We start from the raw sequence: 18,194 nt of genomic DNA, 5'->3' as shown, positions 1-18,194 counted from the left end.
CATGTCAGTGATGGATGGTCGGCTCGCCGTGCTGCACCAGCTGGCCACCACCGTTGCGGGTGACGAACTTGCGCAGGGCCACGTAGAACACCGGGGTGAGGAACAGGCCGAACAGGGTCACGCCCAGCATGCCAGCAAACACCGTGATACCCGTTACCGAGCGCACCTCGGCACCCGCGCCGTGCGACAGCACCAGCGGTACGGTGCCGGCGATGAACGCGATGGAGGTCATCACGATCGGGCGCAGACGCAGGCGGCAGGCTTCCAGCGCGGACTCAACGATGCCCTTGCCGCCCATCTCCAGCTCTCTGGCGAATTCGACGATCAGGATCGCGTTCTTGCACGCCAGGCCCATCAGCACCACCAGGCCGACCTGCACGAACACGTTGTTGTCGCCACCGGTCAGCCACACGCCGAACAGTGCGGACAGCAGGGTCATCGGCACGATCAGGATCACCGCCAGCGGCAGCGACCAGCTCTCGTACAGCGCGGCCAGCACCAGGAAGGCCAGCATGATCGCCACCGGGAACACGATGAAGGCGGCCTTGCCCTGGGTTGCCTGCTGGTAGCTCAGGTCGGTCCATTCGGTGGTCATGCCTACCGGCAGCACCTTGCCGGCGATCTCGGTCAGCTTGTTCATCGCCTCGGCCGAAGACAGCAGGCGCGGGTCGGCTTCACCGGCCAGGTCAGCCGCCGGATAGCCATTGAAGCGCAGCACCGGGTCCGGGCCGAAGGTCTGCTTGATGGTGACCATCGAACCGATCGGCACCATCTCGCCGCGGTCGTTGCGGGTGCGCAGCTTGCCGATATCCTCGACCGTTTCGCGGTACGGACCGTCCGCCTGCGCGATCACCTGCCAGGTACGACCGAACTGGTTGAAGTCGTTGACGTAGGCAGAGCCGAGGTAGGTCTGCAGTGTGTCGAACAGTTCGGTCAGCTGCACGCCCTGTGCCTTGGCCTTGACGCGGTCGACCTCGGCATCCAGCTGCGGCACATTGGCCTGGTAGCTGGAAATCGGGAAGGCCATGCCTGGCGTCTGCGCAACGGTGCCCTGCATCGCCTGCACGGCATTCTGCAGCGCGCCGTAACCCAGGTTGCCACGGTCCTCGATGAACATCTGGTAGCCGTTGCCGTTGCCCAGGCCGAGGATCGGCGGCGGCATCATCGCGAAGGCGAAGCCCTCCTGCAGGCCGGCGATCTTCTGGTTGATCTCGGCATTGATCTGCGCGGCGGTACGGCCATGGCGCTCGGCGAACGGCTTGAGCGGAATGAACGCCACACCGGTGTTCGGCGTATTGGTGAACTGCAGCGCGTTCAAACCCGGGAACGAGATGGTGTGGGCCACGCCGTCGGTTTCCTGGGCGATCTTGGCGACCTTGCGCAGCATTTCATCGGTACGCGCGATCGACGAACCCTCCGGAAGCTTCACACCAGCGATCAGGTACAGCTTGTCCTGGGTCGGGATGAAACCCGGCGGCACCAGCTTGAAGATCACCCCGGTACCGACCAGCAGGATCGCGTAGACCACGAACACCGCGCCGCGACGGCCGAGGATGCGGGCCACGCCACGCTCGTACTTCTCCGAGCTGGACTTGAAGAAGCGGTTGAACGGACGGAACACCCAGCCGAACAGGCGGTCGATCAGACGGCTCGGGCCGTCCTTCGGAGCGCCGTGGGCCTTCAGCAGGCGCGCGGCCAGCGCCGGCGACAGGGTCAGCGAGTTGATCGCCGAGATCACCGTGGAGATGGCGATGGTGACCGCGAACTGCTTGTAGAACTGGCCGGTGACACCGGACAGGAAGGCCATGGGTACGAACACCGCACACAGCACCAGCGCGATCGCCACGATCGGGCCAGAGACCTCGCGCATGGCCTGGTGTGCCGCCGCAGTGGGCGACAGGCCTTCCTCGATGTTGCGCTCGACGTTCTCCACCACCACGATCGCGTCGTCGACCACGATGCCGATCGCCAGCACCAGGCCGAACAGGCTCAGCGTGTTGATCGAGAAGCCCAGCAGGTACAGCGCGGCGAAAGTACCCACCACCGACACCGGCACCGCGATCAACGGAATGATCGACGCACGCCAGGTCTGCAGGAACAGGATCACCACCAGCACCACCAGCGCGATGGCTTCCAGCAGCGTGGAGACCACGGCCTTGATCGAGTCGCGCACGAAGATGGTGGTGTCATACACCGCTTCGTACTTCACGTCGGCGGGCATGGTCTTCTGCATCTCGTCCATCGTCGAGATGACCTGGTCACGGATCTCCAGTGCATTGGCACCGGGCGACTGGAAGATACCAATGCCGACCGCATTCTTGCCGTCCAGCTGCGAGCGCAGAGTGTAGTCGCCGGCCCCCAGCTCCAGGCGGGCCACGTCGGCCAGGCGCACGATCTCGCCATCGGTGCCGCTCTTGAGCACGATGTCGCCGAATTCCTTTTCGGTCTTCAGGCGGCCCTGGGCATTGATCAGGGTCAGGAACTGGCTGTTCGGCAACGGTTCGGCACCGAGCTGGCCGGCCGAAACCTGCACGTTCTGCTCACGCATCGCGCGCACCACGTCGCTGGCGGTCAGGCCGCGCGAAGCCACCTTGTCCGGGTCCAGCCAGGCGCGCATGGCGTAGTCACCGCCACCGAAGATCTGTGCATCACCCACGCCCGGGATACGGGCCAGCGCGTCCTTGACGTGCAGGCGGGCGTAGTTGCGCAGGTACAGGGTGTCGTACTTGCCCTGCGGCGAGGTCAGGTGCACCACCATCAGGAAGGTCGGCGACTGCTTCTGCGTGGTCACGCCTTGCCGGCGCACGTCTTCGGGCAGGCGCGCCTGAGCCTGCGCCACGCGGTTCTGCACCTTCACCGCCGCCGCATCCGGGTCGGTGCCCGGGCGGAAGGTGACGGTCATCTGCAGCACACCGTCCGAGCCGGCAACCGACTTCAGGTACATCATGCCTTCGACGCCGTTGATCGCCTCTTCAAGCGGGGTGGCGACGGTCTCGGCAATGACCTTGGGGTTGGCGCCCGGATACACCGTGCGCACGACCACCGACGGCGGCACCACTTCCGGGTACTCGCTGATCGGCAGGATCGGGATCGTGATCAGGCCTGCGGCGAAGATCACGATCGACAGCACCGCCGCGAAGATCGGCCTGTCGATGAAGAAACGGGAAAAGTCCATGGAGGAATTCCTGGGAAAGGCGTTCGGCGGGCAACAGCCACCCTGCCCCTCGCCGGGATGACGAAGGCAGGGAAGGCTGCCGCTGGCGCCGGCAGCTAAGCGGGGACGCGGATCAGGAGACGGCGGATCAGTGGTTCAGCGCAGCGGTGGCATCGCGGCCCGGTGCGGGCGGCGCAGCCTGTGGCTGCATCGCCACGGCCTTGGCCTGCACCGGCATGCCCGGCATGAAGACCTTCTGCACGCCGTCGATGATCACCTTGTCACCGGCGGCCAGGCCGTGCTCGACGATGCGCAGGCCTTCAGCGGTACGGCCAAGCTGGATGTCGCGGCGCTGGGCCTTGCCATCCTTGTCGACCACGTACACGTACTTGCGGTCCTGGTCGGTCAGCACGGCCTTGTCGTCGATCAGCAGGGCCTGGAACTGACCGCTGCCGAGCAGCTGCACGCGGGCGAACAGGCCCGGGGTGAACTGGCGGTCGGCGTTGTCCAGCAGCGCGCGGACGCGGATGGTGCCGGTGCTGCGCGCCACCTGGTTGTCGAGGAAGTCGACCTTGCCCGCATGCGGGTAGCCCTCTTCGCCCGACAGGCCGACCTTCACCGGCAATTCGCTGTCTCGCTCGCTCGGGCGCTCGCCCTTGCGTGCCATCTGTGCGTAGCGCAGGAATGTGCTTTCGTCGGCATCGAAGTAGACGAACACGGTATCCAGCGAGACCAGCGTCGTCAGCACGCTGGCGCTGTCGCCGGCGGTGACCAGGTTGCCGGCGGTGACCATCGCACGACCGGCGCGGCCGTCGATCGGTGCGCGCACCTTGGTGAACTCCAGGTTGAGGCGGGCCGCATCCAGTGCAGCCTGCGCCGCCTGCACGGCGGCACCGGACTGGTCGGCGGCGGCGCGACGCTGCTCGGCGGTCTCGGTGGAGATCGCCTGCTGCTCGGACAGCCGCTTGGCACGCTCGGATTCGCTACGGGCCAGCGTGGCCTGGGTGCGGGCGCGGGCCAACTCGGCGGCGGCACGATCGTATTCGGCCTGGTAGCTGCGCGCATCGATGGTGAAGAGCACTTCGCCCTTCTTCACTTCCTGGCCTTCGACGTAGTTGACCTTGTCGATGTAGCCGGACACGCGCGGGCGCAGTTCAACGCTCTGTACCGCTTCGACGCGGCCGCTGAACTCGTCCCACTGGCTGACCTGCTTGACCAGTACCGGCGCAGCGCTGACCTGCGGCGGCGGCGGAGCACCGGCTTCTTCGGCATGGCCGCCGCTGCAGGCCGCAAGCACGGCCGCGGCGAGGATCGACACACCGACCATCGCGATGCGATGGCCGAAACGATGTGGGGTGGTATTGGGGGAAGTCATGGCATGCATCCGTACGGAGGGGTGGTACAGCTATATGAGAACGTGTTGCAAAAATCGGCGGCGCATACTGCGACCTCAACCATGGTCGAGGTCAAGCGACGCCCGCGGTGCCGCGCCAAAGCGGAGGAATTTCCAGGTGCAGCAGGCCGCGTGGCAGTTCGGCATCACTGCTGTCGCAACGGACGATGGCGCGGTTGTCACGGCACCCATCGAGCAGCGAGACAACGCGACGGCCGACCAGCAGCGAGCTGGGCCACTCGATGCAGGCGTTGGCTGCGTTGGCCGGGGTGCACACTGGGCTGCAGACCTCCAGCATCTGCGCGCGCACGCCGATCGCCTGCGCTTCCTGGTGCACCACCTGCGCGTACATGCGCAGCGCGGCAGTGGTGATCGAGGTCTCGCCGTAGCCCGCCCATGGCTTGGCGTTGGCCGGGCTGCCGATCATCACGTAGCGGCGCGCATGCACGTTGTCCTGCAACAGCGGCAGCAGATGACGCACTGCGTGCACGTGCGGCATCAGATCGGCCTGCATCGCCCCCAGCAGTTCATCACCGTTGCGGTCGGTTACGCGGCCGCGGCGGTAAGGGCCGCCCATTGCCGCGATCACCGCTGCCAGCGCGCGCGGGCGATGCGCGATGCGTTCGGCCAGGGCGCGCGCCGAGCCGTCATCGCTGAGCGAACCCAGCAGCGTCTCCAGACCCGGCTCGTCGGCGAACTGCTCGTGCAGCGCCGCCAGCCGGCCCGGATCGCGGCCGACCACCAGCACCGGGCTGCCGGCTTCCAGCAATGCGCCAACCACGCCCTGGCCGACGGCACCGGTGCCGCCGAGGACCAGGACTTCGGGCGTCAGCATCCCATTCACGGGACATTTCCTCCCAAATCCGGGATAGTCCCGATTCGACGCAGCCGGTCACCCTTGTGCGGCACCAGGCGGATGGCACCGCCACGCTGCTGACGCATGGGCGCGGTAAACTCACGGAAGTCCTTGTGTACCAAGGAACTCGGGCGGACTTCAACGGTCATTGCCAGGTCCAGGGTGTTCTGGCCGGCGTTCCGGAGACGGGCAAGAATGTTGCGCAGGCTCATGGCGGACGGGCTCCAAATAACGAATGGCGCCACGATAGACCTCAAACCTTTACTTGATTAGTCCTGATTAAGGGGAATAATCATCCCGCTCCCGGTCCAATCGTTCTGTCACGATTGTCCCATCCCCGACGTCCAGGATCCCAGACCATGTCCCACGATCTCAACGAGACGCTGATCTTCGTCAAAGTGGTCGAGCAAGGCAGTTTCATTGCCGCTGCCAAATCGCTCGGCCTGCCCAAGACCACGGTCAGCCGCAAGGTGCAGGAGCTGGAAACGCGCCTGGGTGCGCGTCTGCTGCACCGGACCACCCGCCGCCTCGGCCTGACCGAAGCGGGTTCGATCTATCACGAACATTGCCAACGCATCGCACGCGAGCTTGAAGAAGCCGAGAGCGCAGTGAGCCAGTTGCAGTCCGGCCCGCGTGGCTGGCTGCGGTTCACCGTGCCTTATTCGATCGGCATCACCTGGATCGCCCCGCTGCTGGGCCAGTTCCATGCGCAGTATCCGGAGATCCGCCTGGACATGCATATGGGCAACGAGAAGCTGGACCTGATAGCCGGCGAAGCGGACCTCGCGCTGCGTGTCGGTGCCCTGCCCGATTCCAACCTGGTCGCGCGCAAGCTCGGCAGCCTGCGCACGCAGGTGTTCGCCAGCCCGGCCTACATCGAGCGCTATGGCGAGCCGCTGCATCCGGAAGAACTGCAGTTCCATCGCATCCTGGCGATGCGCAAGCCGTATCACACCGGCAATTCGCCTCGCTTCACCTGGCAGCTGGGCGAGAACGGTGGTGAGCTGCGTGACTTCCCGGTCACCCCGCTGATGACCGCCAATGACATGTCTGCCTTGAATGGTGCATTGGTGTGTGGCGAAGGCCTGCTGCTGACCGGTGACGTGATGGCCAAGCCGTTTGTCGAGTCGGGCATGGTGCGCCGCGTTCTGGCTGGCTGGACCGGGCCGGAGGTGGACTTCAATGCCGTGTTCGCCGGCGGCCGCCTGGTTTCGCCGAAGGTACGTGCGTTCGTCGATTTCCTGGTCGAGAAGCTCAACTTCGACGCCAATTACATGCTGGCACAGTGCCCGGGCGCAAAGCTGGCGCAGCAGCAGAAGGAAAAGGAAGACGCCGCGCTGGAGAGCAGCGGCAAGCGGATCCTGGAAAAGGTAGCCGCTTCGGCGGCGTAACCGGATTTTGTAGCGTCGAGCCATGCTCGACTTCGCTTTTGGGACCGCGCCGACCTTTGTCGGCACCGTTCGGAGAAGCAGCGACCGGGGAGCGCCATCGGCGTGCCGAGCAACGCTCGGCACCTACAAAAATGCCGCCTGCAAGGGCGGCATTTTCGTTCCGGCCGATGGCCGGACCGGCTCAAGCAGTAACGCCACGCGTTACTGCTTGAGCGGAATCACGCGGATCTCGACGCGGCGGTTCTTGGCACGGCCGGCATCGGTGCTGTTGTCGGCAATCGGGTAGGACTTGCCGGCGCCCAGCGTTTCGATGCGCACGCTCTGCACGCCCTGGCCGATCAGGTACTGCGCCACCGAGTCGGCGCGCTCCTTCGACAGGCGGTTGTTGACCGCGTCGCTGCCGATGCTGTCGGTGTGGCCGACCACTTCGATCATGGTCTGGTTGTAGTCACGCAGCGTGCCGGCCACGCCATTGAGCGAGCCGTAGAACTGCGGCTTCAGGGTGGACTTGCCGAAGTCGAAGGTGATGCCGTCCGGCAGGTTCAGCATGATGTTGTCGCCCTGGCGCTGCACATCGATACCCGTGTTGGCGGTGCGCTCGCGCAGTGCGCGTTCCTGGCGATCCTGGTACTGGCCAACGGCGGCGCCGCTGAGTGCGCCGATACCGGCACCGATCAGCGCGTGCTGGCGGCGCTCGGTGGCGCTGTCGCCGGTCAGCAGGCCGGCGGCCACGCCGATGGCGGTACCGATCAGCGCATTGCGGCCGGTGCGGTTCTGCTGCTCGGTCGGGTTGCCGTACTGGTCACTCTGCACGTAGGAGCCGCCAGTGGCGCAGGCCGACAGGACGGCCGCACTCATCAGGGCCAGTGCGACGTTGCGGGTGGTGTTGCGGATCATGTGGTTCTCCTTGGTTTCCGGTCGGGCCGGCGGCTTGCGGGCGCAGAGAGAATAAACAGCCCAATGCGATGTCGGGATGATGATCCTGCGCGGCGACAGGGCCTCGTTCAGCTAACTGACTGGATCGCTCAACCCCCGCTTTACCCTGCTCCGGACTGACGGTAAGCAGCCAACGCTGCATCGCGGCCGGCGGCCAGATCCACCATCGGCGTACGCGGATAGCCGGGGGCATGCGCTGCCAGCAGCAGCGGATGCTGCCACGGCGCGAAGCGTGCCTTCACCGGCAGCGCCGCCAGCTCCGGTACCCAGCGACTGATGTAGCGGGCCTGCGGGTCGAACTTCTCGGCCTGCGTGACCGGGTTGAACACGCGGAAGTACGGCGCGGCATCGGCACCGGTCCCGGCCACCCATTGCCAGCCCATCGTGTTGTTGGCCAGGTCGGCATCGACCAGTGTGTCCCAGAACCAGCGCGCGCCATGCAGCCAGTGCGCGCGCAGGTGCTTGCACAGGTAGCTGGCCACGATCATCCGCACCCGGTTGTGCATGTAGCCGGTGTGCCACAGCTCGCGCAGGCCGGCATCAACGATCGGTACGCCGGTGTTGCCGCGCTGCCAGTCCAGCAGCTGCGCGGCCCCCGGCGTGGCCCACGGGAAGCGGTCAAAGCGCGGGTTGAGGTTCTCGGTCGGCGTCTTCGGGAAGTGATGCAGCAGGTGATGGGCGAAATCACGCCAGCCGAGCTGGCGCAGATAGCCGTCGATGTCGGCGTCGGTGCCGGCGCTGCGCAGGCCTTCCAGCGCATGGGCAATGCGCCACGGCGCGATCTCGCCGAAATGCAGGTGCGGCGACATCCGCGAGGTACCGACCCGATCCGGCAGGTCGCGCTGCTCGCGGTAACCGCGCAACGCGCCGTCCTCGAATACGGACAGTGCCTCCAGCGCACCGGCCTCGCCCGGCTGCCAGTGCTCCCAGAAGCCGGTATCCCAGTCCAGCGTCGGTGCCAACTGGAGATCATCCAGTGCGAGGCCGTCGACCGCGTGCGCCACCAGTGCCTTCGGTGCGGCCTGCAATGCGGGCAGGCGCCAGTGGCTGAGCACGTTGCGCCAGTACGGCGTGAACACCTTGTACGGCTGGCCCTGCTGGGTGGCGATATCCCACGGCTCGAACAGCAGGCTGCCATTGCAGCTCTGCGCGTCGATGCCCTGATCGCGCAGCGTGCGCTTGATGGTGGCGTCGCGTGGCTGGGTGGCCGGCTCGTACTTGCGGTTCCAGTACACCGCCTCGGCGCCGGTCTGTTCGACCAGCAACTGCAGGGTCGGCAAGCTGTCACCACTGCGCAGCACCAGCGACGAACCGCGCGCGCGCAGGTCGGCGTCCAGTGCATCCAGTGAACGGTGCCGCCACGCATCGGAGGCTGCGCCAGGCACCCACTCGCCTTCCTCGTGCGGCGCATGGATGTAGACCGGCACCACATCGTGACCCGCGTCCAGCGCAGCCTGCAGGGCCGGATTGTCCTGCAGCCGCAGATCACGGCGGAACCACACCAACGCTACCGACACATGCACCGCCTTCGTTGTGGAAGGCAGACATCATAGCCAGCGGCGGTGAAGGAGATGCGCGCGCCAGGCCATCCACGCGTGGCGTGAATCTACTGTTTGAACCGCTGCATCGCTTCACTGATCAGCGCACGCGCCTCGGCGGCGTTGCCCCAACCGTTGAGCTGCACCGGATTGCGACCGGCCGGCAGGTCCTTGTAGACCCGGAAGAACGCCTCGATGCGCTGGCGCTCGACCTCCGGCAGATCCGCCAGCTCGCGGATGTTGGCGTAGGTCGGGTCCACCTTGTCGGTCGGGACGCCGATGATCTTCTCGTCGTGCTCGCCTCCATCGATCATTTTCAGGTAACCGATCGGCCGGAAGCGCACGATCACGCCTGGGTGCAGGGGTTCGCGGGTCAGCACCAACGCATCCAGCGGATCGTTGTCACCGGCCAGGGTGCGCGGCATCGAGCCGTAGTTGGCCGGATAGGCCACCGGCATCGACTGGAAGCGATCCACGTGCACCAGGCCGTCCTCCTTGATCTCGTACTTGGTGAAGCTGCCGGCCGGAATCTCCACCGCCAGATTCACCTCCTGCGGGGCCTGCTTCGGCTGGGCGACCAGGAACGGATGCAGCACGGTATCGGCGGCCGTTACCGCACTGGCCAGCAACAGCAGGGCCGCGCCGATGGCAGCGAGAGGAAGGATGCGTCGGGGCGTGGTCATTGGCATGTCGTCATTCCCAGCAGCGGTCGGCGCGACCCTTGGCGGTCTGCGCACGCGGGCAGTCGCGCGGTGCGATGCGGCCCTCGGTCAGCTCTGTGCGCTGCTTTGCGCCCTTGGCGTCACGGCGTAGTTCGAAGGCGTCGTACAGACGACCGGTCACCGTGCGTGCTTCATAGCGCAGGTGCTGCGGGTCGATGTTCAACACCTGGAACAGCTGGGTGTCCTCGGCTACCGGATCCATCGTCCTGCGCGCTTCGTCGGAAAGGCGGTACTGCTTCGGACCTGCCACGGTCACCACGTACTGCGGCGTCGCGGCCTGTCCTTCGCCACGACGGCCGTAGGTGTGATCGTGGCCCTGCAACACCAGATCGACGTTGTGGCGGCGTACCACCGGCAGCAGCACGTCACGCAGCGCAGCGTTCTCGCGGCCTTCGCGCGGCGAGTAGAACGGCTGGTGCAGCAGCACGATGGTCCACGGCTGCGGATTGCCGGTCAGTACCCTGTCCAGCCACTGTGCCTGCGCCTTGGCCGTGCCGAGGTCGAGCGCCGAGGTGCCATCGACCACGGCCACGCGCACACCCTGCGCATCGAACCAGTAGCTGGTCTGCTGCGCGGCGTTGGCGCCATTGCCAGGCAGCGCGAACGTCACCGGCCAATGCTTGCCCAGCACGCGGCGTTCCTGCGGGGTGTCCTCAAACTCCTCGAAATACTCATGGTTGCCGATGGCCGGGGCCACCAGCGTTTCCTGCGCCAGCCAGCTGGTAGCGGCAAACCACTCGCCCCATTCGCTGTCGTCCATGTTGTCGCCGCCGCTGACCAGGTCACCGGCGAACAGGCTCATGCGCGCCTGCGGCGCAGCCTTCTGCGCGGCACGCACCACGCGGCTGACATGGCTGACGTTCTTGTTCTGGGTATCGCCGAAGTACAGCAGGGTCAGCGGCTGGTCGGCGCCGGCCAGCGTGCGCAGCTGATTCCAGGCGCTCCAGCTGCCATTGCCCTGCACGCGGTAGACGTACTGGGTGTCCGGCTGCAGGCCGCCGATGTCGGCACGATGATGGTGCGACAGCCCGTTCTCGGTCTGCAGCACGCGCGTCGTCGCACGCACCTGGCGGATGCCCTCGATGGCGGGCGAATCTGCGGCCAGCGCGATCTCCAGCAGCGGCGCCTGCACGCTGCCATCGGTACGCCAGGCCACGGCGAAACCGCGGCTGGGATCGGCTGCCGGCGAGGCGACGATGCGGTCCGGCACCGTCGTCGCTGCGTAGTGGCGGCTACCCGCCGGCACCTGGGTATTCGCTTCGGCCGCCGCGAACGACAGCGACGGCAACGCCAGCAGCAGGCCCAGCGCCAGTGCGCGCATCGCGTACTGCCGGCTCATGCGCCACACTCCAGCGGCAATGCCAACTGCTTGGCGATGCTCTCCCAGTCGAACGCCACCACGCCCTGGTCGTCATGCACCGCATACAGCGCACCGTGCGGGAAGCGCGCGCTGGGCTGCTGCATCATCCAGATGCCATCGGTGTTGGCCACGGTGTTGCCCTGGAACGCGCCGACCGGCTTCAGCGTATGCCGGTCGAACAGGTGGAACACGCTGCGCTGCTTGCCCTGCTCGGTGGTGATCCACCAGCCGTCCTTGCCGCAGGTGCGCAGGGTCACGCCTTCGGCCTGTGCCTTGAACACGTCGCGGCCGAAGGTGGTGCCGGTGAAGCGTCCGGCCAGGGTGTAGACCTTGAACTCGCTGGCGTAGCTCTCGTCCTCTTCGGCGATCAGCAGCCGGTCGTTCCCGGGGTCGCCCCAGATCGACTCGACCACCCGCAGCGCACCGGCTTCGGTGGTATCGCCGATGCTGGCCACCAGCTTCGCCTCGACCTTCGCACCGTCGCGGGTCACGTGGTACTGGCGTACGCGTTTGTCCAGCTCGGCCAGCGGCGGCAGGATGTCACGCCCCTGCGCATCCTCGCCGTTGTCCCAGGAGTCGGTGACGTAGACGCTGTAGCCATCGGCACGGCGGTCGACCCACAGCCCGTACGGCTTGCGCAGTTCGTCCGCAGCGAACGTCGCCAGCGGCGTGAAGTCCGGCAGGCCCAGCACCTGCACGCGGTGATTGTCGCGCTCCACGATCCACAGCAGGTCGTCGGTCACCGCGATGCCGTTTGGGCGATCGAACTGCCCTGGCGCGGTCCCGCTGGTACCCACATCGCGCAGGTGCTGGCCGGTGCTGCCGTCGTAGACCACCAGCTTGTCGGAGGCCTTGGCGGTGGCGATCAGCCACAGCGCGCCGTCCGGCGCGCGCCAGGCTGCCGGCGAGTCGATGTTGTCGGCCGGGGTCATCGGTGACAGGAAGGCTTCGGCGATGGTGGTCACCGTGCGCTCGCCCCCGGCTTTCGCTGCCGTGGTGGCCGCGGCGGGGTCATTGCCGGTCGCCGGCGTGCAGCCGACGGCCAGGGTCGCCGCGAGCGCGACCGCCAGGACGGTGATGCCACGCCCCATCACAGTGCCACCTTCAGGCCGAGCGCGTAGGTACGACCGTATTCTTCCATCTGCAGGGTGCGCGAACGCGTGCCCTGGTACAGCTCCAACGGCTTGTCCAGCAGGTTCTGCGCTTCGAAGTACATGCTCACGCGCGGGGTGAACTTGTAGTCCAGCGAAAAATCGAGCTGAGTGTTGGGTGCCACATAGATGTCGAACGCGCGCCCCTTGCCGATGCTGTCCAGGTACTCGCTGCGATACACCGCCGCCAGGCGCGTGCTGACACCGTACTTTTCATAGCCGATGTGTGCGCTGTAGACATGCTTGGAGGCGCGCGGCAGGGTGAAGTCCTCGCCTGCACGGTCCTTGATGCCTGCATCGAATTTCGTATCCAGCCAGGTACCACTGGCACCGACCAGCAGACCATCCAGACCGTCCGGCAGGAAGGCCAGCTGCTGTTGCCAATTGAACTCCGCGCCACGCACGGTGGCCTTGCGGCCGTTGATCGGCTGGGTCACGTCGAAACCGTCGTAGGCCGGATCATTTGTACGCACGGTTTCCACGATGTAGCCATCGATCGACTTGTGGAACAGGCCCAGCGAGACGATGCCGGTGCTGCCGATGTACTTCTCCACCGACAGGTCGATGTTCTTCGACTCGTACGGGTCCAGCTCCGGATTGCCCAGGCGCACTTCCTCGTCACCCCGGCTGTAACCTACGCGCGGCGAAACGTCGCCGAACGAAGGGCGCGATACGGTCTTGTTGGCCGAGGCACGCAGCACCCAGTCATCGGCCGCGTCATAGCGCAGGTGCAGGCCCGGCAGCACGTTGGTGTAGCTGCTGTTGGCCACGCGCGGGGTGACGGTGAAACTACGGCCGTTCGCAGCCACGTCCACCTGGTTGCCGACCGCCTTGAAGCGGGTGTTCTCCACGCGCACGCCACCGATGATGCGCAGCGCGCCCACGTCCCAGGTCCCCATGGCATAGCTGGCAAAGATGTCTTCACTGGCCACGTAGTCTTCTTCCAGCGACGTCATCGCGTTTGCACCGGCGTCCTGCGGGCGGGCGCTGTACTGGCTGCCGCTGGCCGCCCAGAACGCGCGCATCGCGGCCGAGTCCATGCCATCGCCCATGTTGCCGTGGCGGTGTTCCGGCGAGGAAGTGGTCCAGCTCGACAGCGCCACCTTCGGGCCGACGCGCAGTTCGCGCTCGTCCACATTCACGTCGCGGTCGCGCCAGCGGCCCAGCAGGCCGAACTTGATGCTGCTGCTGTCACCGTCGAAGCGTACGTTGACCTGCGCGCTGTGCTCCTTGTCGTTCACCTGCTTGGGCGAGAGCACGAAGCGGTCGAATGCGTAGTTGCTGTTGTCCAGCCACTGCGGGTTGTCGAAGCTGTAGCTGGGCAGGCGGCTGCTCTGGTCCAGGGTGCCGTTGAAGGCCTTGCCGTTGAGCTTGAAGCGCGCCTCCATCTCGTCGTTCACGCGCTCTTCGGTACGGGTGTAGCCGATCCGGTAATCGACCACTGCACTGGTCAGCTTGTTCTCGCCGCCGAGGCTTGCCGCGAAGGTGTTTTCCTTCTTGGTGCGGTAGCGCATGCGTTTGTCGATGGAATCCTTCGGCATGCCGTCCAAGCGGTACTGGTCGGTGCCGGTCTTGACCATCTTCGCGTCGTCGAAGTTGAAGATCACGCGCTGGCGGGTCTCCGCATCGTCGAACTGGCTGTACAGCGCGCGCAGGTAGTATTTGCTGTCTTCGTTGGGACGCCAGTCGAGGTTGAGGTTGGCACCGATGCGCTTGCGCTCGATCTCGTACTTGCGGTGCTGCAGGTTGATCGCGGTCACGTCACCGGGGGCGGCATCGTCTTCGCCGTCGTACTCCACTTCGGTGTTGTCCGACTCGAACCTGCGCTTCTGGTAGTTCACGCCCAGCGCCATGCCGAAGGTGTCGTTGAACACCTCGCTGTAGTTGAAGGCGGCCTTGGGGCTGGTCTCGCCGGACAGCTGCTGGTGGCTGCCCTCGATCTTGCCACGCAGGCTGCGACCGTCGCGGTCGAAGGCCGACGCAGATTCCACCAGCACGGCGCCGCCAATGGCATCACCCGGCATGTCCGGGGTCGGCGACTTGACCACGCGCAGGCGCTCGGTGGAATCGGAGGGGATCACGTCCAGCGGCGCGGCACGGCTGGAATCTTCCGGCGTACCGACGGCAATTCCATCCACGCTGACACTGTTGAGATTGGCATCCAGGCCGCGGATGACCACGAATCGGCCCTCACCCTGGTCGCGGGTCACACTCACGCCCGGCAGGCGCTGCAGTGACTCGGCCACGTTCTTGTCCGGGTACTGGCCCAGGGCGTCAGAGGACACCGCGTCCTCGATGGCGTCGCTGCTGCGCTTGAGGTCGACGGCGCGGATCTGCGATTCGAGCTGGGCACGCACTTCGATGCGGTCCAGGTCGACCGCGTCGGCCGCCACGGCGCCGGTGGCGGCTACCGCCTGCTGCCCGGCGGCCCGCAGCGGTGCTGCGGCCCCCATCGCCAGGGTCAGCGTGATGGCAACGGCCAACGGAGTCTTGATATGCACTGGGAATCCCCATTCCTGTTAAGAATGGGTCTGCACGGTATGTCCGCAAGGTTGCATGGCCGTGACATGCGCCTGCACATTCCATGTACGGCGGGTCTGGGAACGGTTTGGGGTTCGGCCCGCCATTCCGGCAAAATGGCGCCCTCTCTCCTTCTCCCCTCCTTCCGACCATGAAGATCGTCGAAGTGCGCCACCCGCTGGTGCAGCACAAGATCGGCCTGATGCGCAACGCCGCGCTCAGCACCAAGGATTTCCGCGAACTGGCCAACGAGCTGGGTACGCTGCTGGCCTACGAGGCCACCGCCGACCTGGACACCGAGCCGCACACCCTGCCGGGCTGGGCCGGCCCGGTCACCGTGCAGCGCATTGCCGGCGCCAAGATCACCGTGGTGCCGATCCTGCGTGCCGGCCTGGGCATGCTCAGCGGCGTGCTGTCGCTGATCCCGGCAGCCCGCGTCAGCGTGGTCGGCCTGCAGCGCGACGAGGAAACCCTGCAGCCGGTGCCCTACTTCGAGCGCCTGACCGGCCGCCTGGAAGAGCGCGATGCGCTGATCCTGGACCCGATGCTGGCCACCGGCGGCACCCTGATCGCCACCATCGACATGCTCAAGCGCGCCGGCGCGCGCCGCATCAAGGGCATCTTCCTGGTCGCCGCGCCTGAAGGCATCGAAGCGGTCAAGGCCGTGCACCCGGACGTGGAGATCTACACTGCGGCCATCGATGCCCAGCTCAACGACAAGGGTTACATCCTGCCGGGCCTGGGTGACGCCGGTGACCGTATCTTCGGTACCCGCGTCGGTTGATCCGGGGAACCGGGGTCAGAGCCCTTTCTGCGAAAGGGATCTGGCCCCAACATCGCGGGGGGTCGGATCCCTTTCGCAGAAAGGGCTCTGACCCCATCCCGCATTCCGGCCTACAGCCCGGCCGCGAAGATTTCCAGCTGTCCGATGACGGTGTTCCAGCCATCGAAGAAGCCCAGCTGCTCATGCTGGTCGCGCTGCGCCTTGTCCGGGTGCATTACCCGCGCCGTGTAGCGGCAGCCCTGCCCCTCGTCCTCCATGGTGATGATGGCGGTGAAGCCCAGCCAGGGTGACTGCGGTCGCCAGCCTGCGCCCAGCATCGAGGTGAACACCAAACGCTGCTGCGGCACGATCTCCAGGAAGCTGCCCGGATTGTCACTGCTGCCACCATCCGGGCCCTGCATGAAGGTGTGGAAGGCCCCGCCGGGGCGCAGGTCGAATGCGCGAACCTCAGTGGCCCAGGGTTTCGGGCACCACCATTGGCGCAGCAGCTCGGGGTCAGTCCAGGCCCGCCACAAGGCCGCGCGCGGTGCAGCCAGCACGCGGCTGATGACCAGATCGGTGTCAGGGTTGTTGCCTGCGTCTACGGCCATGGGCCTGCTCCTGTTGGTGATGCGTTTCGACGAATTCGACCATGCGGTCGGTGCGCGCTTCCCACGTCGCGCGCTGTTCGGCCAGCCACTGCTCGCCCTGGCGCAGCCGCGCCGGCACCAGTTCGCAGGTGCGCACGCGCCCTTGCTTGTAGCTGCGCACCACGCCGCTGCGCTCCAGCACGGCCAGGTGTTTCATCAGCGAGGGCAAGGCCATCTGGAAGGGCTCTGCCAGCATCGACACCGTGCACGGCCCCTGCCCCAGCGCGGCCACGATCGCGCAACGGGTCGGGTCGGCCAACGCCTGGAAGACCTCTTGAATGGCTGGAGAATACTTACCCATAAGGCTAAGCAATACGCCGATCCGAGTACTAATGCAAGCAGGCGCGGCCGGGTGATGATTTTTCACGTGGTCTTGCCATGCCGAAGCGAATGCTCCGCGCACCCGCCCCCGCTTGGAGCACCTGATGAAAGCCTCTTTCCTGCTGGCCGCCGTCCTGCTGGTCGGCCTGCCCCTGGCGGTCAACGCCACCACCCCGCAGCAACAGCGCATGGCCGAATGCTCGGCCAAGAACAAGGGCTTGAAAGGCGATGCCTACAAGACCGCGCAGAGTTCCTGCCTCAGTGGCCACGCCGCCGACGCCAAGCCGGCCAATGCGCAGCAGGAACGCATGCGCAAGTGCAACGCTGACGCGGGCGCCAGGAAGCTGGCCGGTGATGCGCGCAAGACCTTCATGAGCAGCTGCCTGAAGGTGTCTTGACGCCTGTCTCTGGCAGGGCGCCATCCACGCATGGCGTGGATCTGATGCGTCACGGGAAGGCCGGGCATCGCCCGGCCTTTTCATCAACCGAGGGCGCGCGCCTTCAGCTCGCCCTGCTCATGCAGGGTCACGAAACGCCCCTTGTCATCACGCCCCAGTTGCGCCAGCGCCACCTGCGGGTCATGGGTGAAGAACAGCCGCACGTTGCGTGCCAGCTTGTCTTCAAGGAACTGCCGCTTCTCGTCGATAAGCAGCTCGGCGTTGCGGTCGTAGCCCATGGTGATCGGCACGTGCACCCATGAGCGCCCTGGAATCAGGTCGGCACAGAACACCACGCCACCGTGCGCACCCTCGCCTGCATGCGCGTGACCGACGATCTCGGCCAGCATCAGCCCCGGCGTATGCCCGTCGCTGTAGCTGAAGCGCACGCTGTGGCCGAGTACCTTCGAGTACTCCCCATCCACCACTTCCAGCCGGCCACTTGCCTGCAGCAGGCCGGGCAGTTCCGGAATGAAGCTGGCCCGGTCACGCGGGTGCGGATGCACGGCGCGCTGCCAATGCTGTGCGCCGACCACATAGGTTGCGTTGGGGAACAGCAACTCGGGCTCACGCCCTTCGCTCCATGCCGCCAGCAGGCCGCCGGCATGATCGAAGTGCAGGTGGCTGAGCACCACGACATCGATGTCCTCGTGTTCGAAGCCGGCTTCGCGCAACGAATCGATCAGCACGTGCTGGCTTTCCTGCACGCCATAGCGCTCACGCATGCGCGGATCGAAGAACGCCCCGATACCGGTTTCAAACAGCACCGTCTTGCCTTCCAGCGGGCTGGCCAGCAGCGCACGGCAGGCCAGCTCGATGCGATTGAGCTCGTCCGGTGCCGCCCATTTTTCCCACAACGCACGCGGTGCGTTGCCGAACATCGCGCCGCCATCAAGGCGCTGCGAATTTCCACGAATAGACCAGAGTTTCATGCGTCGATTATCGGCGCCTGCTCGTTAAATAATCGCTAGAAAGGAAACTGAAAACCCCGCCGGCAAAGGC

The 18,194-nt window shown here is 66.1% G+C and carries 16 protein-coding genes; 3 read left to right on the top strand and 13 right to left on the bottom strand.

Annotated elements, in window-relative coordinates; all coding sequences use genetic code 11:
- Window positions 1-4: 4 nt before the first annotated feature.
- The 4 genes from B9Y82_RS06450 to B9Y82_RS06435 all read right to left on the bottom strand — a co-directional run bounded on the left by B9Y82_RS06450 (window position 5) and on the right by B9Y82_RS06435 (window position 5,615).
- A complete protein-coding gene (locus tag B9Y82_RS06450) occupies window positions 5-3,175 on the bottom strand; it encodes an efflux RND transporter permease subunit (RefSeq protein WP_100471985.1) in 3,171 nt (1,056 codons plus the stop codon).
- Between the two features lie 127 nt (window positions 3,176-3,302).
- A complete protein-coding gene (locus tag B9Y82_RS06445) occupies window positions 3,303-4,529 on the bottom strand; it encodes an efflux RND transporter periplasmic adaptor subunit (RefSeq protein WP_071229460.1) in 1,227 nt (408 codons plus the stop codon).
- A gap of 91 nt (window positions 4,530-4,620) precedes the next feature.
- Window positions 4,621-5,391 carry an SDR family NAD(P)-dependent oxidoreductase gene (locus B9Y82_RS06440; protein WP_100471984.1) on the bottom strand — a complete coding sequence of 257 codons (771 nt, stop codon included), beginning with the start codon at window positions 5,389-5,391 and terminating at the stop codon, window positions 4,621-4,623.
- A complete protein-coding gene (locus tag B9Y82_RS06435; RefSeq protein ID WP_100471983.1) occupies window positions 5,388-5,615 on the bottom strand; it encodes a hypothetical protein in 228 nt (75 codons plus the stop codon). Before B9Y82_RS06435 ends, B9Y82_RS06440 begins: the two co-directional genes overlap by 4 nt.
- Window positions 5,616-5,762: 147 nt before the next feature.
- Here B9Y82_RS06435 and B9Y82_RS06430 point away from each other — a divergent pair, with 147 nt between their 5' ends.
- On the top strand, window positions 5,763-6,794 hold the full coding sequence (locus tag B9Y82_RS06430; protein WP_005409107.1) for a LysR family transcriptional regulator: 1,032 nt from the start codon (window positions 5,763-5,765) through the stop codon (window positions 6,792-6,794).
- Window positions 6,795-6,995: 201 nt separating this feature from the next.
- Here B9Y82_RS06430 and B9Y82_RS06425 read toward each other — a convergent pair whose 3' ends face one another.
- The 6 genes from B9Y82_RS06425 to B9Y82_RS06400 form a co-directional block, all read right to left on the bottom strand.
- A complete protein-coding gene (locus B9Y82_RS06425) occupies window positions 6,996-7,691 on the bottom strand; it encodes an OmpA family lipoprotein (protein ID WP_010484399.1) in 696 nt (231 codons plus the stop codon).
- 140 nt (window positions 7,692-7,831) lie between these two features.
- Entirely contained in the window at window positions 7,832-9,247 is a 1,416-nt protein-coding gene (locus tag B9Y82_RS06420) for a cryptochrome/photolyase family protein (protein WP_100471982.1), read from the bottom strand.
- Window positions 9,248-9,336: 89 nt separating this feature from the next.
- Window positions 9,337-9,951 (bottom strand): inorganic diphosphatase, encoded by a 615-nt coding sequence (locus tag B9Y82_RS06415; protein ID WP_100471981.1) that lies wholly within the window; start codon window positions 9,949-9,951, stop codon window positions 9,337-9,339.
- Window positions 9,952-9,961: 10 nt separating this feature from the next.
- Window positions 9,962-11,329: a purple acid phosphatase family protein gene (locus B9Y82_RS06410; protein ID WP_100471980.1), complete on the bottom strand. Its 1,368-nt coding sequence runs from the start codon at window positions 11,327-11,329 to the stop codon at window positions 9,962-9,964.
- Window positions 11,326-12,441: a phytase gene (locus B9Y82_RS06405; protein ID WP_100471979.1), complete on the bottom strand. Its 1,116-nt coding sequence runs from the start codon at window positions 12,439-12,441 to the stop codon at window positions 11,326-11,328. Before B9Y82_RS06405 ends, B9Y82_RS06410 begins: the two co-directional genes overlap by 4 nt.
- Window positions 12,441-14,954, bottom strand: coding sequence for a TonB-dependent receptor (locus tag B9Y82_RS06400; protein WP_428993180.1), 2,514 nt, complete (start codon window positions 14,952-14,954; stop codon window positions 12,441-12,443). Before B9Y82_RS06400 ends, B9Y82_RS06405 begins: the two co-directional genes overlap by 1 nt.
- Before the next feature lie 218 nt (window positions 14,955-15,172).
- Between B9Y82_RS06400 and upp the strand changes: the two genes are divergently transcribed.
- On the top strand, window positions 15,173-15,805 hold the full coding sequence (gene upp / locus B9Y82_RS06395) for a uracil phosphoribosyltransferase (protein ID WP_005409099.1): 633 nt from the start codon (window positions 15,173-15,175) through the stop codon (window positions 15,803-15,805).
- 110 nt (window positions 15,806-15,915) lie between these two features.
- Here upp and B9Y82_RS06390 read toward each other — a convergent pair whose 3' ends face one another.
- The gene (locus B9Y82_RS06390) at window positions 15,916-16,395 is read right to left on the bottom strand and encodes an SRPBCC family protein (RefSeq protein ID WP_100471977.1); all 480 of its coding nucleotides are present in this window, start codon (window positions 16,393-16,395) and stop codon (window positions 15,916-15,918) included.
- Window positions 16,367-16,735 (bottom strand): ArsR/SmtB family transcription factor, encoded by a 369-nt coding sequence (locus tag B9Y82_RS06385; protein WP_100475183.1) that lies wholly within the window; start codon window positions 16,733-16,735, stop codon window positions 16,367-16,369. The genes B9Y82_RS06390 and B9Y82_RS06385 overlap by 29 nt, the downstream gene beginning before the upstream one ends.
- 124 nt (window positions 16,736-16,859) lie before the next feature.
- On the opposite strand from B9Y82_RS06385, the gene B9Y82_RS06380 reads away from it, so the two are divergent.
- Window positions 16,860-17,153 (top strand): PsiF family protein, encoded by a 294-nt coding sequence (locus tag B9Y82_RS06380; RefSeq protein ID WP_100471976.1) that lies wholly within the window; start codon window positions 16,860-16,862, stop codon window positions 17,151-17,153.
- A gap of 83 nt (window positions 17,154-17,236) precedes the next feature.
- On the opposite strand, the gene B9Y82_RS06375 is transcribed toward B9Y82_RS06380, so the two are convergent.
- Window positions 17,237-18,124, bottom strand: coding sequence for an MBL fold metallo-hydrolase (locus B9Y82_RS06375; protein WP_100471975.1), 888 nt, complete (start codon window positions 18,122-18,124; stop codon window positions 17,237-17,239).
- Window positions 18,125-18,194 lie beyond the last annotated feature (70 nt).

This window comes from Stenotrophomonas maltophilia (assembly GCF_002799155.1).
Classification (GTDB): domain Bacteria; phylum Pseudomonadota; class Gammaproteobacteria; order Xanthomonadales; family Xanthomonadaceae; genus Stenotrophomonas; species Stenotrophomonas maltophilia_R.
The sequence above is the reverse complement of the archived record's forward strand: the minus strand, read 5'-3'. Positions and strand labels throughout refer to the sequence as shown.

Coding starts and splice junctions, on each gene's coding strand:
- B9Y82_RS06450 (WP_100471985.1), bottom strand. CDS start 3,175: ATGGACTTTTCCCGTTTCTTCATCGACAGGCCGATCTTCGCGGCGGTG.
- B9Y82_RS06445 (WP_071229460.1), bottom strand. CDS start 4,529: ATGACTTCCCCCAATACCACCCCACATCGTTTCGGCCATCGCATCGCG.
- B9Y82_RS06435 (WP_100471983.1), bottom strand. CDS start 5,615: ATGAGCCTGCGCAACATTCTTGCCCGTCTCCGGAACGCCGGCCAGAAC.
- B9Y82_RS06430 (WP_005409107.1), top strand. CDS start 5,763: ATGTCCCACGATCTCAACGAGACGCTGATCTTCGTCAAAGTGGTCGAG.
- B9Y82_RS06425 (WP_010484399.1), bottom strand. CDS start 7,691: ATGATCCGCAACACCACCCGCAACGTCGCACTGGCCCTGATGAGTGCG.
- B9Y82_RS06415 (WP_100471981.1), bottom strand. CDS start 9,951: ATGACCACGCCCCGACGCATCCTTCCTCTCGCTGCCATCGGCGCGGCC.
- B9Y82_RS06410 (WP_100471980.1), bottom strand. CDS start 11,329: ATGAGCCGGCAGTACGCGATGCGCGCACTGGCGCTGGGCCTGCTGCTG.
- B9Y82_RS06405 (WP_100471979.1), bottom strand. CDS start 12,441: ATGGGGCGTGGCATCACCGTCCTGGCGGTCGCGCTCGCGGCGACCCTG.
- B9Y82_RS06400 (WP_428993180.1), bottom strand. CDS start 14,954: ATGGGGGCCGCAGCACCGCTGCGGGCCGCCGGGCAGCAGGCGGTAGCC.
- upp (WP_005409099.1), top strand. CDS start 15,173: ATGAAGATCGTCGAAGTGCGCCACCCGCTGGTGCAGCACAAGATCGGC.
- B9Y82_RS06390 (WP_100471977.1), bottom strand. CDS start 16,395: ATGGCCGTAGACGCAGGCAACAACCCTGACACCGATCTGGTCATCAGC.
- B9Y82_RS06385 (WP_100475183.1), bottom strand. CDS start 16,735: ATGGGTAAGTATTCTCCAGCCATTCAAGAGGTCTTCCAGGCGTTGGCC.
- B9Y82_RS06380 (WP_100471976.1), top strand. CDS start 16,860: ATGAAAGCCTCTTTCCTGCTGGCCGCCGTCCTGCTGGTCGGCCTGCCC.
- B9Y82_RS06375 (WP_100471975.1), bottom strand. CDS start 18,124: ATGAAACTCTGGTCTATTCGTGGAAATTCGCAGCGCCTTGATGGCGGC.